The sequence below is a fragment of the Peptoniphilus gorbachii genome, assembly GCF_016908115.1.
Classification (GTDB): Bacteria; Bacillota; Clostridia; order Tissierellales; family Peptoniphilaceae; genus Peptoniphilus_A; species Peptoniphilus_A gorbachii.
On sequence record NZ_JAFBDH010000001.1, the window covers coordinates 311,350 to 336,014 of the forward strand.

The window sequence follows — 24,665 nt, forward strand, 5'->3', positions numbered from 1 at the left end:
CCTATCTCCTGTAATCACATTTGTCGTTACTACACTTAATAATTTTTTTGCCCTTAGATTTCATTTCTGTCAAAATACTATGGCACTTTGGACACTTTTCATTAATGGGCTTATTCCAAGACACAAATTCGCACTTAGGATAATTATCACAACCATAAAAAATTCTACCTTTTTTACTTCTCTTGACGACAATTTCCCCATGGCCACATTTTGGACATTTAACACCAATTTTTTCTACTAGTGGCTTTGTATTTCTGCAATCTGGAAAACCTGGGCAAGCTAAAAACTTTCCATATCTTCCCATTTTTATAACCATGTTTCTGCCGCATTTATCACATATTACATCTGTTACTGGATCTTCTATTTCAACTTTTTCTATATTTTCATAGGCCTTATCCAAATCTTTTTTTAGATCACCATAAAAAGATCTTACAAGTTCCTTCCATTGTTTTCTTCCTGCAGCAATTTCATCTAGTTCAAATTCCATTTCTGCAGTAAATTTTTTATCAACTAAATTATCAAAATTTTCTACCAAAATTTCATTAACTGTGTGACCAAGTTCAGTAGGCACAAATTTCTTTTCTTCAAGCACTACATAGTATCTACTTTTTAGAGTTGAAATTGTAGGTGCATAAGTGGAAGGCCTTCCAACTCCCAAGGCTTCAAGTTCTTTAATAAGGGAAGCTTCGTTATATCTTGGAGGTGGATTTGTAAAGTGTTGTTCCTTATTTATTTCTTTAAGCTTTAAAATTTGTCCTTCTTCAAGTGGAGGAAGGTCAGTATTTTTTTCATTTGAATATTCATAGACTCTTAAAAATCCATCAAAATATAAAGTTGAGCCAGAAACTCTAAATATTTCAGAATTTGATAAAATATCTGAAGAAACTGTGTCGTAAATTGCATCTGACATAAGGGAAGACACAAATCTCTTCCAAATTAGAGAATATAATTTAAACTCATCCTTTGAAAGTGAATCCTTAATTGAATAAGGAGTTTTTGTTACATCAGTTGGTCTAATACATTCATGGGCATCTTGTACATTTTCACTTTTCTTTTTGCTAGCTGTCTTCTTTTTGCCAAGATATTCCTTACCATAACTCTTTTCAATAAAATTTAGACAAGCATTTTTTGCTTCATCTGATATTCTAATAGAGTCAGTTCTCATATAAGTTATAAGACCTACGGAACCTTCTTTTGGAAGTTTCACACCTTCATAAAGACTTTGTGCCACTATCATAGTTTTTTTAGTTGAAAAATTTATTCTCCTAGAAGCCTCTTGTTGCATAGTTGATGTTGTAAAAGGATTTGGAGATTTTCTATTTCTCTTTCCTTTTTTTACAGAATCAACAAGGAATTTATCTCTGTCAATATCATTTAAAACTCTATCTGCATCTTTTTCTGTCTTTAAATCAATTTTTTTAGCCTTGCCCTTTTTCTTTACTCCATAATAATCTGCAAGAAGTTTTTTTCTTCCTGCACGCAAGTCTGCTTGAATAGTCCAATACTCTTCAGGGATGAAATTATTTATTTCATCTTCTCTATCGCAAATTAATTTTAATACAGCAGATTGAACACGCCCAGCAGAAAGACCAGCCTTAACTTTTTTCCATAATAGTGGAGAAATTTTATATCCCGCAAGCCTATCAAGTTCACGTCTAGCTTGTTGAGCATCCACTAGGTCCATGTCTATTGCCCTTGGATTTTTTATTTCTCTCTTAACTGTATCTTTTGTAATTTCGTTAAAGGTAACTCTATTTTTATCTTCTGGATTCATGCCCAAAATATATGAAAGATGCCAAGAAATTGCTTCTCCTTCTCTATCGGGGTCGGTTGCAAGAATAATTCTATTAGCTTTTTTGGCTTCAGCTTTAATCTTTTTTATTAAAGGACCCTTACCGTAAATGTTCATATATTGGGGTTCAAAATCTTTTTCTATATCAATACCAAGTTTGGATTTTGGTAAATCTCTTACATGACCAACAGAAGCTATTACATTATAACTAGTTCCCAACATCTTTTTTATTGTCTTAGCCTTAGTTGGTGACTCCACAATTACAAGATTTTTTGCCAAAATATCATCTCCTTCTTCCTAAAATCTATTTTAAAATTTGAAATTCATTCATAGATATTCTTTCAATAATTCCCTTTAGTTCCAATTTCGTCAAAATCTTATTTATATAAAATACCTCATTCTTTAAATTAATGCAAATATCATTAGTGTTATTTATTCCCTTTTCTATCAAATTGTAGACTAAAAGTTCCTCTGCATCTAAGTCTATATTATCTTCAGTAACTTTGTTTTTAGATAATTCAGGATAATAATCAAAAATATCTTTTACTTCTACAAGAGGAATTGCACCATCTCTTATTAATTTATTTGTCCCAACAGAATAAATTGAGGTAATATTTCCTGGCACTGCAAAAACTTCCTTGCCCTGTTCAGCAGCAAGCCTTGCTGTAATTAAACTGCCACTTTTGTCTTTCGCTTCCACAACTACTACAACCTTTGAAAGACCAGATATAATTCTATTTCTCATGGGAAAAGTAAATTTATTTGCAGAAGTTCCAAGAGGGAACTCACTAATTATGGCACCCTTTTCTGAAATTTCTTCATAAAGAGCCTTATTTGACTTAGGATATACAACATCAATTCCCGTTCCTAAAACTGCAATAGTGTTTAAATTATTTAATAAAGCCCTCTTATGAGAAAGAGAATCAATTCCATAAGCCATTCCACTTACAATAGTAAAATCAAAGGAGCTAATAGCATCAATTATTTTGTTTACAGCCATATTTCCGTAAGAAGAATGACTTCTTGCACCGACAAAGGCAAGAGGATTATAAATATTTAAGTTACCTTTGACATACAAAAGAGATGGAGGATCTTCAATATATCTAAGAGATTCTGGGTAGTCATCGTCCAAAATCGTAATGATTTCAACTCCAATTGAAGTGATTTTTTTATTAATTTTTTCAATTATTAATTCAAAATCTGGGGTCTTATCTATTAGCCTGTCATAACTTCTCTTAGACAAGATCTTTTCTTCTAAATATTCAACCTTATCAAAATCCTCAAGAGGAATGTTTTTATCCAAAAGATAATTTAAAATTTTAAGAGAATTTTCACTGGAAAAATTTATTCCATTTAAAAAAATTAATAAGTCTCTTTCCTTCATTTAATTACCCCAAAACTTCTTATCCATAGTTCTATATTGAATAGCTTCCAAGACATGATCTTCTTTTATGTTTTCACAGCCATCCATGTCTGCAATGGTCCTTGCTATTTTTAAAATTTTATTATAAGTTCTAGCACTCATGCCATATTTTTTAAAGGCAAGTTCCAATATTTTTTCAGAATTAGCATCAAGATGACAATATTTTTTTAATTTCTTTTCAGGAATTTCTGAATTGTATTTAAAAATTTCATCTTTAAATCTATCTTTTTGAATTTCTCTAACATTTTTTACTCTTTCTCTAATGACTTCAGAACTTTCGCCAGATCTTTCAGAAGAAATTTCCTTATAATTAACTTCCGGCACTTCTAAGTGAATGTCAATTCTATCTAAAAGTGGATGAGAAATTCTCGAGAGGTATCTTTGAATTTCATAAGGCGAGCAATTGCACTCATGAGTCTTTGAATTGTGATATCCACAAGGGCAAGGATTTAATGCAACAACAAGCTGAAAATCTGCAGGATATCTTACACTTGCATTGGTGTGGTTTTATAACTTAACCGCCCCTATTAACTTAAACGCCCCTATACTCCCAAATATAGAACTTAAACGCCCCTTATACCCTTTTAATGGCTAGAATCAGCCATTCCTTGACGTAGAACTTAAACGCCCCCATACTTTTTTTTGACTCGTTTTTCCGTAGAACTTAAACGCCCCTATATCCACTGACCCCAATCGCTGATGGGTCCTTACATTTTTAAAAAGCAGTAAAATTTTTCATTTCTAATTAAAAAATTCCAAATCAAATATTTCTTCAAAAAAGTAAAAATAAAAAATAAAATCGTAAAAATATAGGTAATCTTAAATTTTATACTGGGTTATTTTAGCCCACTTCTTGTAAAACGTAGAACTTAAACAGCCCTATACACCTAAATATAGAACTTAAACAGCCCTATACACCTAAATATAGAACTTAAACAACCCTATACAAGAAATAGCAAAAAAATCTATAACTTAATCTCCCCTATATTCATAAATATATAACTTAAACGCACTCATACTTTTTTATTGATTCTTTAATAAAATGTTGTAGAACTTAAACAAACCTATACTTGCAAATATAGAACTTAAACACCCCTAAAAGCCTTATATGAGAAAGATTCTTCCGTTTAAAGAATCTAATATCAAAAATTTTTATTGATTCACAAAAATAAGACCATACAAAATCAACTAAAAACATATTTTCTAGAATTAAAAAAAGAACCTCTTTTAGAGGATCTATTATTCTGCACAAAAAAAGCAGGGTTTCCCCTGCTACTTAAAATTATTTTTCAAAAAACCTTACCCCCATCTTTGTAGGATTGTCGTAAACTAAAAGGTCTTTTCTTTTTGGTTTGTAGGACATCAACAGATAAACCATAACTAGATCTCCACCCGCCCCGATAATAAAAAGAGCTCCTATAATGGTGATTGATGCAATCCCCGCCAAAAGTCCTATAATCGTTGGTATTATTCCTAAGACGATTAGAGGCATCAATACCCCAAGTGTGTATTGCCATCGCTTTAAAGGAACCTTACAGGTACTGTATGGACTCAGATACTTAAGGATAAACCCAAAAGAAATATCCTTTATGCCTCTAGGAGTAAATAATGACCAGGTAAAACCGTGTAAAACCTCGTGAACTATAGCCAAAACAATAATTGTAATTCCTAGGAATAATAGGCTTTTGCTGTCTAATAAAATATATGCTAAATCATATGGAGAATAAATCCGCTCATATATTTTCAGTATTAAAAACACTAAAGGACCCAGCAAAATGATTGTTAGCAAATGAGATTTAAACATTCCTACACTAATATCTTTTGATATATAGCCTTGTTCCAAGAGATCCTCTGTGACCTTATTAAAATTATTAACCCTAATCTCCTCATCTTTTGTCATAAGAACCTCCTAGATCTAATTTTAGCCACAAAAATAACCTATGTCTGCTGCCACCGTTTCTATACTCTCACCACTATCGAAGCCATATTTGCAAAATTCTCCTAAAAAGTAGTTGATATATAAACACTTAATCTGTAAGATACCATTTTTATCTCTATGATTATATAGTTTAAATAAACCTAATATCTTTTACTCTTTAAAAATCACGAGAGCTATAACGCCTTTGTTCATACAAAATTTTCTTACTTTCTATAATTCCAGAGATAATTTTGTCTATTCTATTTCTTAATGCTGTAGTTTAAATTAATCTAACAATATTTTACTCTCTTTTGTCTAATAGAATATAAAACAGATTTTCATGGCCTATCCCCAGCACAAGTTCTCTTGTGTGAACAAGCTCTGGATATTTCATCACAGTTGTATGGGCGGCTTTTCTTCTGACATTTGTATTCAGTTCTGTTAACTTTAAAATCATTTGATCTAATACCCCTGAACTGTCATTAATATTTTTTTCAATAAAATCTTTTAACTCAATTGTTTTATATTTCTTTTTATTACAAGCTTCAAGTAAATATATACACTCACCCAGTGTTAACTCTCTATTTACTTTTAATTTTTTATAATTTAGATTCCTGTGTATGGAAGAATTTTTATCAAATTTTCTTCTAAAGGGTGTAATTATAATATTGTTTATTTCTTTTTCAATAGCTTTACAATATTCCAAGCACATAGGGGAATAATCTGCTTTTTCAACATTTTCTATTCCAGAATATAAAACTTCAGCCATAGCTAATGTTTTTTTCACATCAACATCCATATCATCCCATATATGCGGGAAATGATTCTCTCTAAGAAATTCCATACATTCATCTAATGATTCTTTTAAATTTTTATTACTAAACATTGTAGATATATTTTTGTGATTTGATTCGCTTAGCATATATATAGAATCTTCCAAAGTTGAAAAATCATTAGATTTAATTGCTTTTTGAACTTCTTTTGATGCTTCATTAATTTCATAGTTGGATTTTGCAATAAACTCAGATCTAGTACCATTTAACCCTCTGATATTTAACGCATATTCACAAATTTTAGTAAATCTTTCATCTATCAAACTTTTATCTTTGTATATTCCTGTAGATATGGTTAAAAGACGATTTTCATCGCTTTCTAACTCATCTTCAAACTCTTGTTTATCATTTCTATAAATTAATATTCCTCGATTTTTATATGAATTATCATAGTATTCTTTAAGAAAAGTTCTGAAATTAGAAAAGTACCCAATTACTTTGTATATTTCCTCTGAGTTCTGATTTTTATCTCGTACCTTGTTTTTTACATCAATTAATATAATATTATCTGTTTTATTCCTTACTTTAATTGATATGTCTGGAATTCCAATGAGATAACTATCTTTTACACTGTTTGCATATCTCCAATCTTGCTTAACTTTGTCATTCCAATATAAATCTTTGCCTTTTTGATAATATAATTCTATAATACTCCCCTCAATAGACTCGTATTGAGTAATATAGTTTTTTTGTCCAGATAATAAATCATTTTTATCTTTTTCTATCATATGAAACTTGTTTTTTAATGTATCATTTATTTTAAACAAACACCAAAATTCAAATAGTTTGTTCCTAAAAGAACCATCATAAATAAGCATTTTTATGTTTTCTTCGCCTATCCATGATAATCCATTTTTTAAGAATTTTTCATACCATTGTAATATAGACATGTATGCATATCCATTTTTTACCTTTCCTTTGTTTAGTCTATTCACAACATTATTAATAAGATCGTCATTCATTTTCAGATAAAGATTTCTTCTTGGTACAAATTTTATCAATTGTGAAAATGGATATTGTTTTAGAACAGCAATAAAATAATCCAATTGTTTTTTAAGAAGTATTGACTCTTCAACAATTTCTGTTGTTACTTTTGAAAGCTTGGCTAAACAATCTTCAATTGCATCTATAACTAGATATATAGAAATAGCAATAAACTCGTTTTCTGGGTTTTCTAAAGATTTGTTTTTTACAATAGACGGATATTCCTTTGGCATCCTTATAGTACTTTTGTTTTTTACATATTCATTTAAAAGCAATCTTCCTTTTATACTTCCAGTAGAAATAATTTTTTCGTCTTTGAATGAAGATGAAATGTTCTTTTCTATTATTTTTAAACTTTCAGAAAAGTCATTAACATTAGCCAAAATAATACGGATATATAATTTTAAATTTTCTATTGAATTAATTTCTCCATAAGAACTGTGAAGATCTAATGAATCCATCTTATAACTTGAATAGTAACTTGAAATAAATTCCAAAAAATCCTTATTATTATAAATAAAAAACAGTTGGTTTTCTTCAAAGAAATTATTCTCCATCTCAACCACCTTTTAAACCAATGACTTTATAATTTCAATGCTCTCATTAGACAAAATGTCTCTATATTCAGACTCATCTGAAAGTTTAATTTCATTAAAATCTTTTAATTTTCTATAGTCATAACCTTCCATTTGTGGGACTAGTCTACTAACTATTGAAGAGTCAAAAGCTTCTTTAGTTACATTTTCTACTTGAGAAGAATCTAATTTCAAATAATCATCTAGAATTAATCTAATAATAATATTTTCGTACAAATCTATTATTTGTGCCGTTCCAAACTGTAAGTTTAATCGATTCTCCCCGTCATATCTGATGTCTTTTATAAAATTCTTAAGCTTAGTCTCTAGATCCTTAAACTCGCTTTTTTCATAGACTTTATCTATATAAGAATCGTTTATTGTTAATCCACTATTATTCTTAAATCTTGCATTTAAATTATTTTTAATTATTTCTTTAATATTATTAACTTCTGTTTCAAAATTTCCTTCCGTCGGTGGAAGTACATTAATAAAAGTAAATCTTCTGGCCAAACCATGTGATAAGTCATATACATAATTTTTATCAATATTGTTCATCATGCCAATAATTCTATATCTTTGAGGAACATATAATATTGATTTATTCGGGTCTTTTTCAAACCATAACGGTATTTTTTTATCTTGCAAAGAACTACTTCCAAATACTGTAAATAAATCACCAAAAACTTTATCAATTTCACTTCGATTTAGCTCATCAATAAATAACCATGATGCTTGCTTATCATAATCATATTTTTCTTTTTGTAAAATTGTGTTGCAACATCCTATAATACTATCTACAATGCGTCCATTTTTCCCAGTTATAATCTCATTTCCTTCTTCATCAACATCAGGCTGTAATCCACCGATTGTATCGTAAGTTGTCCAGTCAGACATAGCTGTCACTATCTCATAATCAACATTAAATACATTACTAATAATTTCGGCGAGGGTTGTCTTACCAGTTCCAGGGGGCCCTTGTAAAATTATATTTCCTCTTATTAGTCCTGTTGCAATGTCTTTCATTAAGTTGTCATTATCAAAAAATAAGCCTTTTTTCTGTACTTCTTTATTTAGCTTTTCTACTATTTTCTCTGGAATTTCAAGTGAATAGTCCTGAACATGCTTTGTCGCTATATATGTTTCATCATATTTCTCTGGAAATAAAGTTCCCTTATTATATTGCTCAATCGTATTTAAATTAGACATGGTTTACTCCTTTATATCATTAATAATTTGTTCTTTCTTATCTATATTGATTGGATTCTTTTTACTTAATCTTAACTCTAATTCAGAATTTCCAATTGAGGTTATATCCTCAACCAGATAGGTAGAAGGATATAAAATATCATCTATTGTCGTATTTGTAAATATAACTACATCTCCTATGTTTATAGCCTGCTGAACTCTTGAATCAACTGAAATATTAACAATATTATTATTTTTTGATAAGTCTATTTTTTTAGGATCTACAGCTAATGGTTTGATTACATTAGTGATATATTTGCTGTCACTTTCTAAAAATACAAGTCTATAGACATCTAATAAGTTGTATTTTTCGGCTATATCTTTAATTTCATCATAAGAAATAAGATACTCGTAATTGTAATTTTTTATAATCTTTACTTTATTTCTACTAACTTTTATTGAGTTTAAAAGAATATAGCTGTATAAGGATAATTTAACTCTATTTCTAACATCCTTCTGGACTTGCTTCTTGAAGTAATTTGAGTAATTATAATATTTTTCTTCTCTATCCGTTAAATTTTTAAGAGTTAATGCATCAATTTTAGATACGCTTTCTAGTATTTTATAATATGATTCCCAAGTTTTATTAATTTTGTCTTTTTCCATTCTAAACAATCTTTTAACTTCATATCCAGTAAAATTCATAGCCTGCATGGTATAATAAAAATCATCATTATCAAAGTTAAAAAACTCGTGTAAATCAACCTTATTATTAGAGGGTTCCTTCATTGTATCTATTATATTCACAAAGAAATATTCAATATTATTTATTGGTTCAGAAAATAAATCTCCTTGAATGATATCATTGTCTTCACATTCATCCTTGTCGTTTAACAATTTACTTATTACACAAAATAAGAAGAATTCAACTGTGTAAGGAATATATTCTGGTAATGCTTTTACAGATGTAACTTGGTTAATTTTGTTTATAATCTCATTGTTATTATAATGAATTATTTTTAAAAGCATGTCCCCATATTTAGTAACTTCCTCAGTTTTCGTTATTAAACCACACTTTCTCAATATCTCGGTGTATTGATGATCTATAGTGTTATTAAACTTAACTTCTTCCAAGTTTCTACAAAGATTCGTAATTGCTTTTGTATTTGAATTGTATAAACTCAAGTGTCTTAGTTTGAATCCTTTACCTGGTTTAATAGTTCCGTCCTTGTTGTATCCTTTTTGGTTTCTAGGTATCAAGTGATCTTCTTCAAAAACCATATCTAATAGATCAAGCTCTTCATCTTTAATCCATTTTCCCATAATTTACCTCCTAGCATAAAACAATAATTCATCTACTTCTTTTTTTCTAGCACCAACTCTACTTTGATAATTAAGCCTTGGAATGATATATGGATTTTCATCATATTTTACAATGTCATTCAATTTTTCAAATATACTTAATATTTCTCTCCTTCCTTGCATAGATACCGTTTTTTCTCCATGGTTCCAATGATTGTTTTCATCATAGTAGCTAATTAATATTTCATTTGTCTTTAAGTTATCTATTAAATCTGTTAGCTCGTTTATAAACGAATCTCTATAGCAATACTTTGAAGTAAAATTATCTTCCATGTTTTGACCTCTAACAAATTCAAATCCATTTGCGTATGTTATAACATCTTCTATTTCATGATATTTTGCGATAAAGTTAAGCATGTGATAATAGGCTGAGTATTGTCGGAAATTGTATGGCGGATCAATATACAATATTGATTCTGTACCGTCTTTTATTAGCTTCTGAATTTTAGGCTCTTTATATAAATCATTTGCATCTTTTCTATAAACTTCAAATTCATTTCCTGTAGGATAGATATTAAGTATAATAGGCTTTAACTTAAAGTCTATTAAAGCGTTTGGATAGAGTTTTTTTCTATTGAAATCATGAAAAGTTCCATTCACATTTGCATTCAAAGTTACTTCTTCAATTACGCATGTTAGTAGAATGTAAAACTCATTTTCTTTTAGAATTTTATTCTTTTTCCAAGTTTTTATTGTATAAAGTATTTTCCCAAGTTTTTTTGCATTTTTTTCTGTGAAATAATTTCTATTTCCTTCAGAACCCCTAAGGCTTCTAAAAGAGGATTTTTTCCCATTTTTGCAGTAATAATCAAAGAATAACGACTCCTCTTCATTTAAGTTATCAATATCAAGATTATTTAAATAATTTAACACAATTGCAAGAGGAATAATTTTTTCTTTAAATTTTAGTCTATCAAAATAATTTTCATCAAATATTTTTTCTGCTTTTGCTTTTTTTCTTAGGTTTTCTATATATTCATCGATCTCGTTCTTATTTTCAACAAAACCTTCATCATTTATTTCATCTAAAAGCTTAGTGAATTTTGGAAATTCATTGTTTTTTATATAAGCCATCCCCAAAACATAAGACATTTCGTTAATATCATTACTAACAATTGAGTATCCTCTTTGCTTAAAATATTGACCAACATTTGTTGTCCCTGCAAACACGTCAAGAAAAACTCCACTTTCTAAATTCTTTTTCATTAGAAATTCGTGTATTTCTTTTATAATCGCTTTTTTATTTCCAATATATTTGTCCATTAATCTCTACAAACAATCAGCATTTCGCTGTTATTTATTTCCTTTCTATTACTAGTTTTATGACTTAATTTTCTATATCTGTGATTAAGACTTTTAACTTCAACAGATGAATAATTGTCTTTAAGTATTGAAATTAAGTCCTCTTTGTTCACAACTCTTTTTCTGGTATCTAAGTCTTGATCACTATCTGAATAACTTAACACAATATCTGCTTTTAGTTTTTTTATTTTTCCTATTAACTCTTTAAACTCATCTAATCCTTTTGAAGGAATACTAAAGTTAGATTGAAATCTATCATCTCTATATCTACCATTCATTATTCTTTTCTTGCCAAGATAAGTCTTTTTTTCAAGCTTAGGATAATCATACTTCACCAAAGTTTCCAAGATGTGATAAAACCTGGAATAATGGTCAATTGTATATGGGGGATCTAAGTAAAATAAATTCACATCCTTCATTTCATCTATATCTAAAAGTTTAATTGCATCTTTTGAAAATACTTTATTATTGTCCGCATAAACGTTCAATGTTTCAAGGTTTTCAAGCATCGGTTGAAAATAATCTTTTATTTTTAATTTTCTATCTTTTATGCATCTTTTTATTGCAAAATCTTTTATTTCCCCGTCCTTGTTCGTAACTTTTATTGGTTGTGCAAAGTTTTTGCCCACACTGCTTACAACTTCTGATACAGAGTGTAATAAACAAACCAATAACATATCATAGGTGTATTGGTCTATTTCTTTGTTTTTTAGCATATTATCTAGCGCATACCTTAAAGAATCAATTTCGATAGATTGTTGCAAAGAGAAATAACCATTTGAATAGTAAATCGAAAATAAAGCATAATACTCTCTTGTTTTAGCGATCTCATTAATTTTTTCTAAATCAAAAATTTCTATAGATCTCCCAAATATTTTTTTTGCCATATCTATATTTTCATTTTCTAATTCAGACTTATCATAAAAAACCCCAAGTTCGTTTAATTCTGCAAATTTATCATAATCATTATTTTCTAAAATCTCTTTTTCATATTTTAAGGGCTCTTCAAAGATCTTATTTAGTTTATTTAGATTGTTTTTGTAATAACTTGTATCCACTATATCTTTAAAGGTTAAGGTATTTATTTTATTTTTATCAATGCACAGCAGAACCTTAGTTATTAACTTAGAATACTCTTGTATATCATTCGCATAAACAGTATAGTTTTGCGCAAGCTTATTAGATACAACCCCCGACCCTGAGAACAGGTCGCATACAACACTTCCCTCTTCAACTATTTCTTTTATTTCATCATTTATGTTATCAATTATTCTTAGCTTACTTCCAAGATATTGAATTACTCGTATTTTATTATTATCATTTTGACTATTACTTACCATTTTATAAAATTCCTTATGTTCTTATATTTGTTTAATCATAGGATATCATCCTAATTTATATTTTTTAACAAAAGCCTCATTAGCCTTCAAGATTTCTTTGTATTCAGTGATCATGTTGTAAAAAGTGGCTTTTTTAAGACCAGATTTATCAAGAAATTCCTTAGATGAGATTCCATCCCTCTCCCACCTTTCGTAAAGTTCTTCCCAATTATCTGGAAACTCAATTCTATTTCTCCCTGCATTAGACTTCTTATTTCTAGGTAGCTTAATAATATTTTTATTATTTGAGAGAATAGAGTTTAATACCGTGCTTAATACAGCCTTATTCATCGGTTGAGAAACTCCGTATTCATAGGTGGATTCTATATCAGAAATTACCAGGTACTTTCTATTTTTAATAAAATATTCTAAAGAGTTGGCAATATCCGATTCATTGATTCCAAGAGAAGTTAAACTGCCGATGATTAAAATATCTTCATGGGTCATCTCTTTCATAATTACATCCAGTTCTTGAAAACTTCTTTTATGCTCAACACTGACAAATATATCTTGACTCTTTTTATCTATAACTTCCATGATGTCTTCAAAAACAGATATATCTTCTGTTGTCTTGGTGTAAATATATATTGACACTTAACTACCTCCTAAAGAGCTTTGCAAAATTACTAAATCTAAAGCCTAACGCCTCTTCAAGTTCTTGTCTGTTCACAGTAATTCTTGAACCCTCCATATTTTCTGAATACTGAGCTTTAAGCTCAACTGGAAGAGAATTAGCCCAACTTTCTAGCATCTTTCTAGATCCCTTATCAGAGCCCCATGTAATAATTACAATGCTTGATTTAATTATAAATGATTTTGGTTCATTTTCCCACAATTTACTAATACCCTCTAATGCATCTTTAGATATATACTTAGCATGATATGAAAAGTCATCATTCCAATTAAGCTCCTTTGCATAATCTGGTATTTCATAACCAAAATCTGTGAATATGCTTCTTAAAGTTCTAGAAGATATTGCCATCATGTCAGGATAATAATCATCAGCGATATTACTGGATTTAATCATATAATCTATAAGCTCATCCACTTCCTTTATCATCCTTCTTAAATATTCTCTGTAAAGGGCATTAGTAGCTTTGGCTCTCATATTCTTACTGATTCCATCATAAGCCACTGGGTCTATATCAGTCTTAAGCCCTGCACTATAGCGTAAAAAAGGCATTCTCTTTCTTTCAGGCTCTTCTGGATCACTCACACAATTACTTGCAAAGATAAATAAAGGCTGCTCCTCTCTCTGGCTAAGTTCACAATGATGACTATTCTTTATTTTCTCTTTTAACCTTCCATAATAAGGGCCATCAATTTCATCGACAAATATAGGTATCCCCTTGTAATCTCCAAGCTTCTTATCAATTACGCCTGTAGGAATAGTTTTGACAGAAAAAGCCTTTAAATCTTTATTTGTCATTAGTTTTAAAATAAGCTCTGTCATAAATGTTTTTCCAGAATTAGACCCCTTTGATGCTAGTAAAGTGTATAAGGGTAAACTGGATGTCGGAATATTCTTAATATCAGCCACACATCTTAACTTAGCATGAAATGGCGAAGAAAAAAGAATGTTAAGAAGCTTATAATGCGAATCTCTAACCCTATCTGTCTCTCCAATAAAATCTCTATTGTAATTGTCAAAAGCCTCAAATAACAAACTAATGTCATTTTTTACCTCTTCTTCTTTTGGGTTTAAGTCAAGAGGTTCGTTATCTAAAAAAGCCTCACCAGTACTGAAGTCAAATGTTAGTTTTGGATAATCCTTTTTCGTGTCATTAACATCCATCTTTTGTCTCTTTAATCTTTTTGCGTTGACACCGATTTTCTTTACAAGACTAGGGACTATTTCAATATATCCATTCTTGGATTTTGTCTTTACATTGCTTACAAGCTCCTTGTTCTTAGTCATAATCTTGTCTGCATCTATCGTATACTTAATTCTCTCATAAACTTCAACAACATCTTTTGGTTCTTCTAGAACAATTGTCTTTTGTGTTTTTAATGCATCTTTAATCACAGGTATATCTTTCTCTGGACTATCGGTCTTAACAGATCCAACAACATCCTCTGGTATATCGTCTGATAGTTTCCATGCTGTCTCAAAATCTTCCGTATAGGCTTCATACGCTTCATAAGTATCGTCGACCTCATAGGCCTCCAATTGGTCTCCTGACCAAGCTCCGCTAGTCATATTTGCAGAACCCTTTATTACCCTTGTCCTACCATCATCCGCCGTAAGAAGATAAATCTTTCTGTGGTCTATGATGTATTTTGGAGACCTAATTAACAAAGCTCCTTCGCCCATCATTTTAACCAAGTCTTTTTCCTTTCTTACGGCATCTGCTGCCATTTCAGATAAAGTCATATTTTCTGCAAGTAAATAGGCTTCTGAGGTAAGCTTATGGAGTTCGCTATCTCTCCTAGTCATAAACCTTCCTCCAAGAATGATTTCTCCATAATCGAACATCTTCATAATTTTACTTAAAAATTTAATGTCATAAGAGAAAGTTATTGCTCTAATGTCGTTAAATCCAAAAAACAACTCCTCTACATCACTGTAGCTAATGTCTTTGAACTCAACATGATATATCTTGTGCTTAGTGCTTTCTCTTACCTTTCCATCTTCTGCACCGACAATTCTTAATTTCTCAGCATATTGAACGTCATCAAATAGATTTATTTGATCCATACATACCTCCTCGACCCGATAGTCTAAAAATTCGTAATCATTCTTATACTAATTATATCCCTTATTCTAAAAATAAACAACTATTTTTAGACACAACAATAAAGAAAACCCCCAGAATCTAATCTGGTATTAGTTATTCCATATGTGGCACCGAAATCCTTTGATCTGGAGCTTTTTCTAAGTGTATTGGGATTGTTTGGAAGAAAATTAAAGGGCAGTTTTGAGCTAAGCTCTACAATTGACTTATAGCAACCACATTCGATAAAATAATAGTAGTTACACTTCAACATATTAATTTATTTAAGTCAATTATGCTCAAAATGGATCAAAATGGCTTATATAAGCCACGATTTGATATACAAAATTTTATCAAAGGAGAAAAAAGATGTTTAAAAAAAGAGTAATGTCATTATTACTGGCAGGAACGTTGATATTTACACCTTTATCAACGACTTTTGCTCAACAAGAAGGAAAAGATGTAAATGTAAGTAGAATTTCTGGTAAAAACAGATATGAAACGGCACTTGAAATTAGTAGAAAAAGCTTTACTAGTAGTGACTATGCAGTGGTTGCTAGTGGGGAAGATTTTCCAGATGCACTTGCTGGAGGTCAGCTTGCAATTCAGCAAAATGCCCCTATCTTATTAGTTTCAAAAACTGGTGTTTCAAGCACTGTAAGTTCAGAAATAAAAAGACTTGGCGTGAAGCATATTTACCTACTTGGTGGAACAAGTTTAATTTCAAAATCTATTGAAAAGGAATTAAAATCACAAGTAAAAACAGTGGAAAGACTAGCTGGTAAAAACCGTTATGAAACAGCTAATGAAATTTTCAAAGCAGTACTTAAAAACAACCTAAACGGGCAAACTAAAGAACAGGTTAGCTCTGAAACTTGGAAAGTTGATGGTACTAACTTTCCAGATGCATTAACAGCTGCACCTTTCATTGGAAAATTAAATACCAACAGAAATGAAAACCTAGACATAGTATTCTTAGGACTACAACCTAAAGATGTTGTTTTAAAAGGGGAAAACGCAATTGGCGGTAAATCTTCTGTAAAAGGTAACGCATTAAAAAGACTTGCAGGAACGAACAGATATGAAACCGCAACATTAATCGCTAAAGAATACACATCACAAGTTGGTGGAAGTGTTGATACAGTTTATCTTGCAAATGGATTAAGCTATCCAGATGCACTTGCATCAGCTCCAGCAGTGGCTAAAAACAATTCTGTACTTTTACTTACAGAAAGTGGAAAGTTATCACAAGCTACAAAGACTTATTTAGAAAGCGCTGGTATTAAGAATGTTGTAATATTAGGTGGAGAGTCTTCAGTATCTGCAAATGTAGTGAAGCAAATTAAAGGTGAAGAAAAACCTAAAGAAAATCCAAAAGATGTTTTATATCCTGTAACTAGAGTTGTAGATGGTGACACAATAGTAGTAAACATCAATGGCAAAGACGAAAAAGTTAGACTAATTGGTGTTGACACTCCAGAAAGCGTACATCCAGACAAAAATAGAAATACAGAGTTTGGAAAAGTGGCTTCTAACTTCACAAAGAACTTACTTAAAGGTAAATCTGTAAAACTTGAATTTGATGTTCAACAAAGAGATAAATACGGCAGACTTTTAGCTTATGTATACATTGAAGGCAAGATGGTAAATAAAGAATTATTGATTGCAGGTATGGCTAAAGTAGCAACTTTCCCTCCAAATGTAAAATATGTAGAGAAATTTAGGGCTTTAGAAAAAACAGCAAGAGATGCAAAAGTCGGTATCTGGGAAGACTCATCACCCTTAGAAACACCAAACCCAGATCAAGGTAAAAATCCTGGAAAGAAAAATCCAAACAAACCAGGTGGATACAAAAACCCTAATGATCCAGCTTACCTTTATGCTAAAGGACGTATAATTGGAAACAAAAACTCTATGATTTTCCACCTACCAGGAAATCAAGGATACAAAAAGGTTGCAATGAGAAATGCAGTTTTCTTTAACACTATCGCAGAAGCAAAAGCGGCAGGTTTCAGACAAGCAAAAAGATAATATAATTAAACATAAAGAACCTCAGATTAGCTCTGAGGTTTTTCTTTGGTTGTTAAAACTTCATTTTTTAGCATAATATCTTTCCATTCTGAAAAATATTTCTTTATGTATTATATCCTAAGTCTTAATATATGATTGTATGATATACCTCAATTAGCCTTATTTCGCTCTAGAGGGCTTTTATTTTAACTTTAATTCTTAGGGGTATAATTATATCTCTTTTACATTAAGACCTTATATAAGTTAAAATACGAGCTCACAAGAGGTTTTAAACATAACAAAAGACCCCAGAATTTAATCTAGGGTCTTAATAGGTCTAAGTTTTGTTTTTAAAACTATTTATTAAGTTCTTCTTTTTTCTTTTTGTTTGCTACAACTAATGCACCTGTCATTACAGCTACAAGAATACCTCCACCTATCATTAAGGCTTTAGTGCCTTGTCCACCTGTTGATGGCATATCTATGATACCATCATCAGTAGCAAACTTAGCGACTATTGTTCCAGCATCTTTGTCTGTAATATCAAAGATTAGGTCTTTATCGTTTAGAGTATAGCCTTTAGGGGCTTTGGTTTCTTTAAGCTTGTATTTGCCTGGCATAATGTCTTGTACCACTTGAGATATACCATTTTTTGTAACGAGTGTAGCTACAAGTTCTTCTTTGCCTTCAGTTAGTTTATAAAGTTTATATTCAGCTCCATCAAGGACACTATCCTTTTGAGCTTCTGGAACCTTATATGATGTTAAGATTCCATTTTTATCTTTTACTTCGTCTAAGATAAATGGATCTGAGCCATCTTTAAGTTTAACTAGTTGAAGGGAAGCTGATTTTAATGTGTTAGTAAATGTTGGAGTTTCTCCCTTGTCGTAAACTACATCAGCTTTTAATTTAAAGTCTTTTGTTAGGCTTACATTAATAGTTACATTCTTTTTAGTATTGTCGTATTCGATTGTAGGATCTTTACCTTTAACCTCTTCAATAGTGTATTTATGTTCACCGATTTGATTTGGTTTGAATTCTAATCCTTCAAATACTACCTTACCCTCAGCATCATTAGTAGCCTTAGCTACCTCTTTACCTTCAGCGTCTTTAAGAATAAATTCAAAAGCTCCAGCTTTTGGTTTTTCTTCTAAACCGCCTTTACCGATATAGACCTTCTTAGCTTCAAGGGAAGCTGTAATTGTGTCTACCTCATGGTTATTAAAGGCTGCGCCGTCCTTATCGTAGGTTGTTGTAGCTTTAAGTTCTGAGTCTCCAGATCTTTCAACCTTAACCTTAACGATCTCTTCATGGCTGTCGTAGGCTGTTGTTTCACTATCTCCATTAACCTCTACAATCTTGTATGTGTATTCTCCTACATCCCAAGAATTGTATTTAATTGGGTCAAAGGTGATGTTTCCTTTGTTGTCGTTTGTTTTAGTTTGAAGGACTTTATTGTTTGAATCTCTTAATTCAAATTTAAAGTCATCGCCTTTAAGAGCTATGTCTTTGCCTTCTTTATCTAAGTGTTTCTTAGTAGCTTTAATTTGTGTTTCTGTTGTAACAGGTTTTAGATCAACAGCAGTGTAAGCTGTGTTTATTAGCTTATGTTTAGACACATCGTCTAATACAGTAGTTACAGTTGTATTGGCGTAAATGTCATTTATAGCTTTTGCTTCTGAATCAATGTTATGTTCCTTAACATTCCACGGTGCCTTCATGTGTAGTGTAACACTAATAGATTCTTCCTCGCCTAGTTTAAAAGGTGAACCATCAGGCTTTTCTCTTAAGTCAATAGCTACAGCCTTAACATCTGATAAATCATCACCTTTTTTATATAAAGTCCACACATTACTATCTTTAAGGTTTTGATTGCTTTGTATTTGCAGATCATCTATCTTAGAAATATAAACCTTTGGATTGGCTCCCCTAGTGATTGCATGATTTACATCTATTGAGTCTAGAGTTCCTCTCCATCTTTTAACTCCAAAGTCAGCATCAGTTTTTAGAAGTTTGTAGTTTTCTATAGAGTCATAAAAAATCAAATCATTGACACTTGTACCTTTAATAGCTTGAAGCCTTATGTTGTAAGAGTAAGAACCGCCTTCTTTTGTAGTAGTTTTTAACGAATAAGCGGGGTCTTTACTATCTTTAACGAATTTTGTTAATCCAGTGTTTGCAATTGTGTTGCCTGACACTGATGTTTTATCCGCTGCGTAATAAAATCTTTTTTCGTTATGGTCTAGATTTAAGTCAGTTAATTGTTCAATGTTATAGTCTTTAAATTTTTTAATTGTTTCATCGTCAGGTTTGTCAGGTAATCCAGAATACAGATTATTTATATCCGATCCTGATTCATAGGCAACTATATTTTTTAGTTCTGGCCCAAAATCTTTATAGGAATCCCAAGGGTAAATCATATCGAATAAAACTTCATAGCCCATACTATCAGCAAACGAATAGGCATATAAATTTTTATTTCCTAATTTTAACCCACTTACGTCTATAACAAGCATATTCCTTCCAGAATTATGCCAGTTTTCAATTATTTCAAAAGAAACTTTTTTGTCTTTAGTGTTGTAAAAACGATAATTCCACCTATCATCGTTTCCCTTATTGCTTTTTAAAATCTTCAAATCCTTAATTCCAGTAACTCCCAATGGCAACAAATCATAAAACTTTCCATGACTTTCATATCTCATGTATTCACTTTCTTTATAGTGTTCCTTGTTGCCTACAAACATACTAAATCTCAAAGAAACTGGAATTTCAAATCTTTGTAACAAAGTATTGTTAGTGCTCTTTCCAATCTTCTTATTTAAACTTTCTGAAAAACTAAGTTTTGGAGCTGGCTTGTTTCTAAAAACAATGTATGAGCTGTCATGATATAATTCACTACCATAGTTTTGCAAGTCTAAATCTAGGGTCCTGTCGATTTTTCCATCACGTTTGCTAGTGCCATGTATTCCAACCAGATTACCTTCGCCTGAATATGCTGCTAAGGTTCCGTCATTTCTTAGCATTATATCCATATCGTATTCATCTGTTTTAGAATCTTCGATATACTTTTTAACACTAGGAGAGGTCATTTTTAATACACCAGTTGGTCTTAATGACATGTCTAGTCCAACAAGATTTGTTTCGACATCAAGTTTTACATGTGAATAACCTTTTGGCAAGTGAATCATGGTGTATCCATAATTACCGTACTTGCTGGAAGTAACCCCTTCATGGATAGGTTCCACATTCACCAAGGTATTATCCCCGTCAACCCATGGTTCATAACCTTTAAATTTGACATTTGCTACTTTTTCCCATTTAGAATCACTATCTTTTTTAAGATACAGTGAACCGATAATTTCATCGGTAGATTTTCTATATTCATATTTACTATATTGATCATATTGATCATACTTATAACCCTGAACGCTAAGAGTTAAGTTTTTAAGCTCATAATCTTCGCTATTAAGTTCTTTTGTATAGTCATCTGCCAAATATAAATACTCATCGGTTAATGATAACTTATATTTTTTCTTTCCATATGCATCTTTGTTATCCTTATCCCCAACGCTTGAGTCGTATGTCTGATTAGCCATTCTTGCGCTGCCATCTATTCGCCATCTTACCTCTAGATCTTCACCAAAAATATTTTTATATAGGCTTGACGGTTGTTTCCCAGTTGAAAAATCACCTGGTATACCTTTTTCTGCATAATTACTTCCACTGTTGTTTTTTTTGCTTATTTTGTCAGTAAAGTTATGCTCATCATTATATTTGCCATCTTTATAAAATATAGGGCCAAGATAAGTTCTTTTATTTAATGACAATTTATCTCCAGGGGGAGCCGTAAAGTTAACAGTTGGTTTAGGAGGAGTATATTCATAGTATGCATAGGCAATAGCTTCATCTGTTTTTGGACCATCATCACTATTTAAAGGATACATAGTTGCCTTAGCGGTGTTGTTAAACCTGTGGGATTCATACTTATCTCCCTTTTCTCCTAAACCCAGTTTTTTATAATCAACTTTAGCTATTACGTACATTCCAAAAATATCTATATCTTTATAGCGCCTTGGGCTGTCATAATCGAATACTGTCTCGTAATCCTTATCATTGACATCTTTTATTGCTTTAAATTCTTCGGGTGCTGAAAGCAACTTGTGACCTGTGAGGCCATAATCACCATATAAATTCTCAGCATAATTAGATGTATCTTTTTTCTGCCAAATATACTCTTGTAAATCTATTTTCTTTAAAGGTGCTAGAGCAACAATTTCCTGGTCGTTTTCTATAAGGTCTTCAATTACAATTTTTGATTTTTGTAAGTGCGAATTTACAGCCCCTTGGATTTCGTAAGCTACGTACCAATAATCTTTATCATTTTCTGGTTTTGCAACTGTTCCCCATTCGTCTTGCCAGCTTTCATAAAACTTACCAAATTTTTTTACTCTCACTTCGGATGACAAGTCTTGTTCAACATAAAGTTTTTTATCTACTTTTTCTAATTTCTCGTTGTTATCTAACACTACCTCAATACTTGGCTCTATTTTAGCAATAGACCCATCCTTAATTTTCCTAACATTACCCTCAAGCATGTATTTAAGACTACTTCCATCAAATAAGTATCCGTAATCTATTGTGTAAGTTCCACTGTTGCCTGGAGCTAGCTTTTTAGTGTTTATAATATAAGTTGTGTTATTTTCTTTATCATCTACATAAGCAAAGGTAGCCTTGCCGTAATCAGCGTTATAGTTATAGCTACCGTCAGAATTAATTTTCATTTCTGGGACAGGGTAACCTGATAACCTATAACCCACATCACTTTTTGATCCATCTGCGGTATCAAACAATATATAGCTCGGAACTTTTAACCTTACCATTCCTGGTTCATAAAACCTTTCTCCAGAAATAGCCCAATTTACTTGAAGTTTCATCGTTGTTAATGGTGTTTCTTCGTATCTTATGACGTTACCATAATCAAACATCCCTTTAGATATAGTTTCTTTTGCTGATCTTCTTATTGTGTCAGCGTTTAAACCAGACCAAGAAACTTCAAAATTTGTAATCCTAGTCTTACCATCCTTAGAAGTGACGGTTCCTTCTGGGTCGCCTTCTGTAGTATTGTTTCCAGCCATTACGGCATCACCTACATTAACATTACTGATGTCAAGTTCTTCCTTGTCATCTTTACCGATTAAAGAATTTAAAGCCTTTTTAACAGGATTAACTTTTACATCTTTCCAATTGGCTTTAAGCTCAATGTCTTTAGTAACAACTAACTTATGACCTTCTTTTAGTTCTTCTTTATCCATAAGCCAGTTCTTAAATTCTTTTCCTTCAGGAGCTTTGAATTTGTTTTTAGGTAGAGAGTATTCTTCTCCTTCAGCTACCTCAACAGACTTCATATCTCCTGTACCACCATTAGGGTTAAAACTAATAGTGTGTTTCGTTGGTCCTGTAGTAGGGTCTTTAGACTCACCACTAGAACCGTCTTCACTGATTGTGTTTGAATCAATCACAATCGGATTAGCTGTTTTACCTTGCGATCCTTCTGCAAACACATTAAGTGGTAATGCACCTATTAGCATTATGAGCGCTAGTAAAAAGGCTGAGATCCTTTTTGTTATATTTATGTTCTTTCCAAACATAAAAGATACCTCCTCAATAATAAAATTTTCTCAAACAATAAAACCTTGACCTGTTAGGCCTATTGTAATTGACATGTTTACTTAGTAACCCGCAGACATTCTTTTTCTTAAGTATCAAGGAGTCTCTTAGCGGTTCGAGACCCCTGACACCTTAAAGAGGGTATAATTTATGTCTGCTCCGAGTCTATCGACTCATCTTATATATGTCAGAAAATCTTTTTACACTGACAAATATAAGAAAAGGACCCCTCAAGGAGGTCCTTATCCAAGGAGATTTTTTCTTCACTTGGCCTGTCTCACTAAAATAAATAGCGAGAGCATGAACTTTTCATGCTTGTAATATATATGTCAGAATCTTTTTTAATAGGGGCATAAAAAACAGCCTAAGTTGTCTTCTTTCGTTCTACTCCATATCTTTTCTTTAGGTCATTGATAAAGTCACGAACTTTTGCATAAAATAAGCTCATACCCCTCGGAAACATTGCAAAAGTCCTTACCAGATTTTATTCTTCATTATATGTAAGAAGAAAGAGTAAAAAAACAATCTTTAATAGACACAAAAAAGCCCTAGAGAGAATCTAGGGCTTCAATAAGGAGAAGAGACTAAAGAGGTACAAATTTACAGGTCAGTACAAGTCTTTAGTCAGCATGCTTAGTTAGACATTTTGTGTCTGTATAGAGTATATGTCAGATTCTTTTTTTGAAGAGCAAAAAGGACAAGTAAAGCCCGCTACTGTGGATAACCCACACTCCCTTGGCCACTCACTACTACATATATCAGAATTGACAAAATCATTATTTTCTCCACACAGACAAAAATAAACAATCTTGCTTACTCCTCGATATATTCTTCTTCAAGAATCTCAAATCTTTTAAATTCTTTTTCTTTGGCAAGTTCTAAAGCGTCTTGTAACAACTTAACCTGCCTAGAGCTTATACTCACACCTCTCCCAGCTCCAACAACAGCTTGAGATGCGAACTTCCTTACCATGGATTCCTGCAAACCTGTCACTGCTGCTATATCCGATAGCATAACAGGAGGAGAAACTCTTCTAAGATCACCTATAGCTTCAATTAATTCTTCTGGAACCTCCACTCGTTTAGGTCTAATACTTTTGCTTTCCCTAAAAACCCTATCCAAGAACTTAATGTACTTCGTGACATCAACATCAACATTATAGTTGGTGATATAAACCGCCTTAATTTTATCTAAGCTGAGAGCATAATTAAGTCTCGCATAAGCCTGTGCTCCATTTTTGTCGAGGTCATAAAGTGATGATACAACCAATATCGCTGGACCTTCAATCTCATCCAAGCGAAAGTCGGTATACTTTCCATAACCCTTATTGTCTAAAGGTCTGAAGGAATGCATCCTAATTTTATTAAATTCCACATTTTTATATTTATTTTCTACAGACGCCTTAACCCTCCTTAAAAGCTTTGATTTCTCTACTTTTAAGTCAATCATACATGGGTTCAGGCTCATCTGATAAATGTTAATTTTCTCCATTTTTAAGTTCGCCCTTTTCTTTTTATA

14 protein-coding genes and 1 pseudogene are annotated in these 24,665 nt (G+C 31.4%); 1 reads left to right on the forward strand and 14 read right to left on the reverse strand.

The window, feature by feature from the left end; genetic code table 11:
* Position 1 precedes the first annotated feature (1 nt).
* From topA to JOD41_RS01580, 12 genes and pseudogenes are all read right to left on the reverse strand, one after another.
* Positions 2 to 2,071 (reverse strand): type I DNA topoisomerase, encoded by a 2,070-nt coding sequence (gene topA / locus JOD41_RS01530; RefSeq protein WP_239540851.1) that lies wholly within the window; start codon positions 2,069 to 2,071, stop codon positions 2 to 4.
* A 25-nt stretch (positions 2,072 to 2,096) separates the two neighbouring features.
* The gene (gene dprA / locus JOD41_RS01535) at positions 2,097 to 3,176 is read right to left on the reverse strand and encodes a DNA-processing protein DprA (protein WP_205051292.1); all 1,080 of its coding nucleotides are present in this window, start codon (positions 3,174 to 3,176) and stop codon (positions 2,097 to 2,099) included.
* The gene (locus JOD41_RS01540; protein ID WP_338046845.1) at positions 3,177 to 3,539 is read right to left on the reverse strand and encodes a magnesium chelatase subunit ChlI family protein; all 363 of its coding nucleotides are present in this window, start codon (positions 3,537 to 3,539) and stop codon (positions 3,177 to 3,179) included.
* Positions 3,528 to 3,704: pseudogene (locus JOD41_RS09270) on the reverse strand (ATP-binding protein); the annotation flags it as partial. The gene JOD41_RS01540 and the pseudogene JOD41_RS09270, both read right to left, overlap by 12 nt.
* A gap of 793 nt (positions 3,705 to 4,497) precedes the next feature.
* Positions 4,498 to 5,115, reverse strand: coding sequence for a DUF3267 domain-containing protein (locus JOD41_RS01545; protein ID WP_205051293.1), 618 nt, complete (start codon positions 5,113 to 5,115; stop codon positions 4,498 to 4,500).
* A gap of 319 nt (positions 5,116 to 5,434) precedes the next feature.
* On the reverse strand, positions 5,435 to 7,507 hold the full coding sequence (locus tag JOD41_RS01550; RefSeq protein WP_205051294.1) for a protein kinase family protein: 2,073 nt from the start codon (positions 7,505 to 7,507) through the stop codon (positions 5,435 to 5,437).
* 12 nt (positions 7,508 to 7,519) lie between these two features.
* On the reverse strand, positions 7,520 to 8,734 hold the full coding sequence (locus tag JOD41_RS01555) for an AAA family ATPase (protein WP_239540854.1): 1,215 nt from the start codon (positions 8,732 to 8,734) through the stop codon (positions 7,520 to 7,522).
* Positions 8,735 to 8,737: 3 nt separating this feature from the next.
* Complete coding sequence (locus tag JOD41_RS01560; protein ID WP_205051295.1) at positions 8,738 to 10,036, reverse strand: hypothetical protein; 1,299 nt, start codon at positions 10,034 to 10,036, stop codon at positions 8,738 to 8,740.
* A gap of 3 nt (positions 10,037 to 10,039) precedes the next feature.
* Positions 10,040 to 11,338 carry a DNA adenine methylase gene (locus JOD41_RS01565; RefSeq protein WP_205051296.1) on the reverse strand — a complete coding sequence of 433 codons (1,299 nt, stop codon included), beginning with the start codon at positions 11,336 to 11,338 and terminating at the stop codon, positions 10,040 to 10,042.
* Positions 11,338 to 12,717 (reverse strand): DNA adenine methylase, encoded by a 1,380-nt coding sequence (locus JOD41_RS01570; protein ID WP_205051297.1) that lies wholly within the window; start codon positions 12,715 to 12,717, stop codon positions 11,338 to 11,340. The genes JOD41_RS01565 and JOD41_RS01570 overlap by 1 nt, the downstream gene beginning before the upstream one ends.
* Positions 12,718 to 12,762: 45 nt before the next feature.
* Positions 12,763 to 13,350 carry a resolvase gene (locus JOD41_RS01575; protein WP_338046846.1) on the reverse strand — a complete coding sequence of 196 codons (588 nt, stop codon included), beginning with the start codon at positions 13,348 to 13,350 and terminating at the stop codon, positions 12,763 to 12,765.
* 4 nt (positions 13,351 to 13,354) lie between these two features.
* Positions 13,355 to 15,454 carry a phospholipase D family protein gene (locus JOD41_RS01580; protein WP_205051298.1) on the reverse strand — a complete coding sequence of 700 codons (2,100 nt, stop codon included), beginning with the start codon at positions 15,452 to 15,454 and terminating at the stop codon, positions 13,355 to 13,357.
* Positions 15,455 to 15,839: 385 nt separating this feature from the next.
* Between JOD41_RS01580 and JOD41_RS01585 the strand changes: the two genes are divergently transcribed.
* Positions 15,840 to 17,501 (forward strand): cell wall-binding repeat-containing protein, encoded by a 1,662-nt coding sequence (locus JOD41_RS01585; RefSeq protein WP_205051299.1) that lies wholly within the window; start codon positions 15,840 to 15,842, stop codon positions 17,499 to 17,501.
* Between the two features lie 335 nt (positions 17,502 to 17,836).
* Here the strand turns inward: JOD41_RS01585 and JOD41_RS01590 are convergent, their stop codons facing one another.
* Together JOD41_RS01590 and JOD41_RS01595 are read right to left on the reverse strand one after the other, a co-directional pair.
* Positions 17,837 to 23,128 (reverse strand): Spy0128 family protein, encoded by a 5,292-nt coding sequence (locus JOD41_RS01590; RefSeq protein WP_205051300.1) that lies wholly within the window; start codon positions 23,126 to 23,128, stop codon positions 17,837 to 17,839.
* Between the two features lie 832 nt (positions 23,129 to 23,960).
* Positions 23,961 to 24,638 (reverse strand): hypothetical protein, encoded by a 678-nt coding sequence (locus tag JOD41_RS01595; protein ID WP_205051301.1) that lies wholly within the window; start codon positions 24,636 to 24,638, stop codon positions 23,961 to 23,963.
* Positions 24,639 to 24,665: the final 27 nt, after the last annotated feature.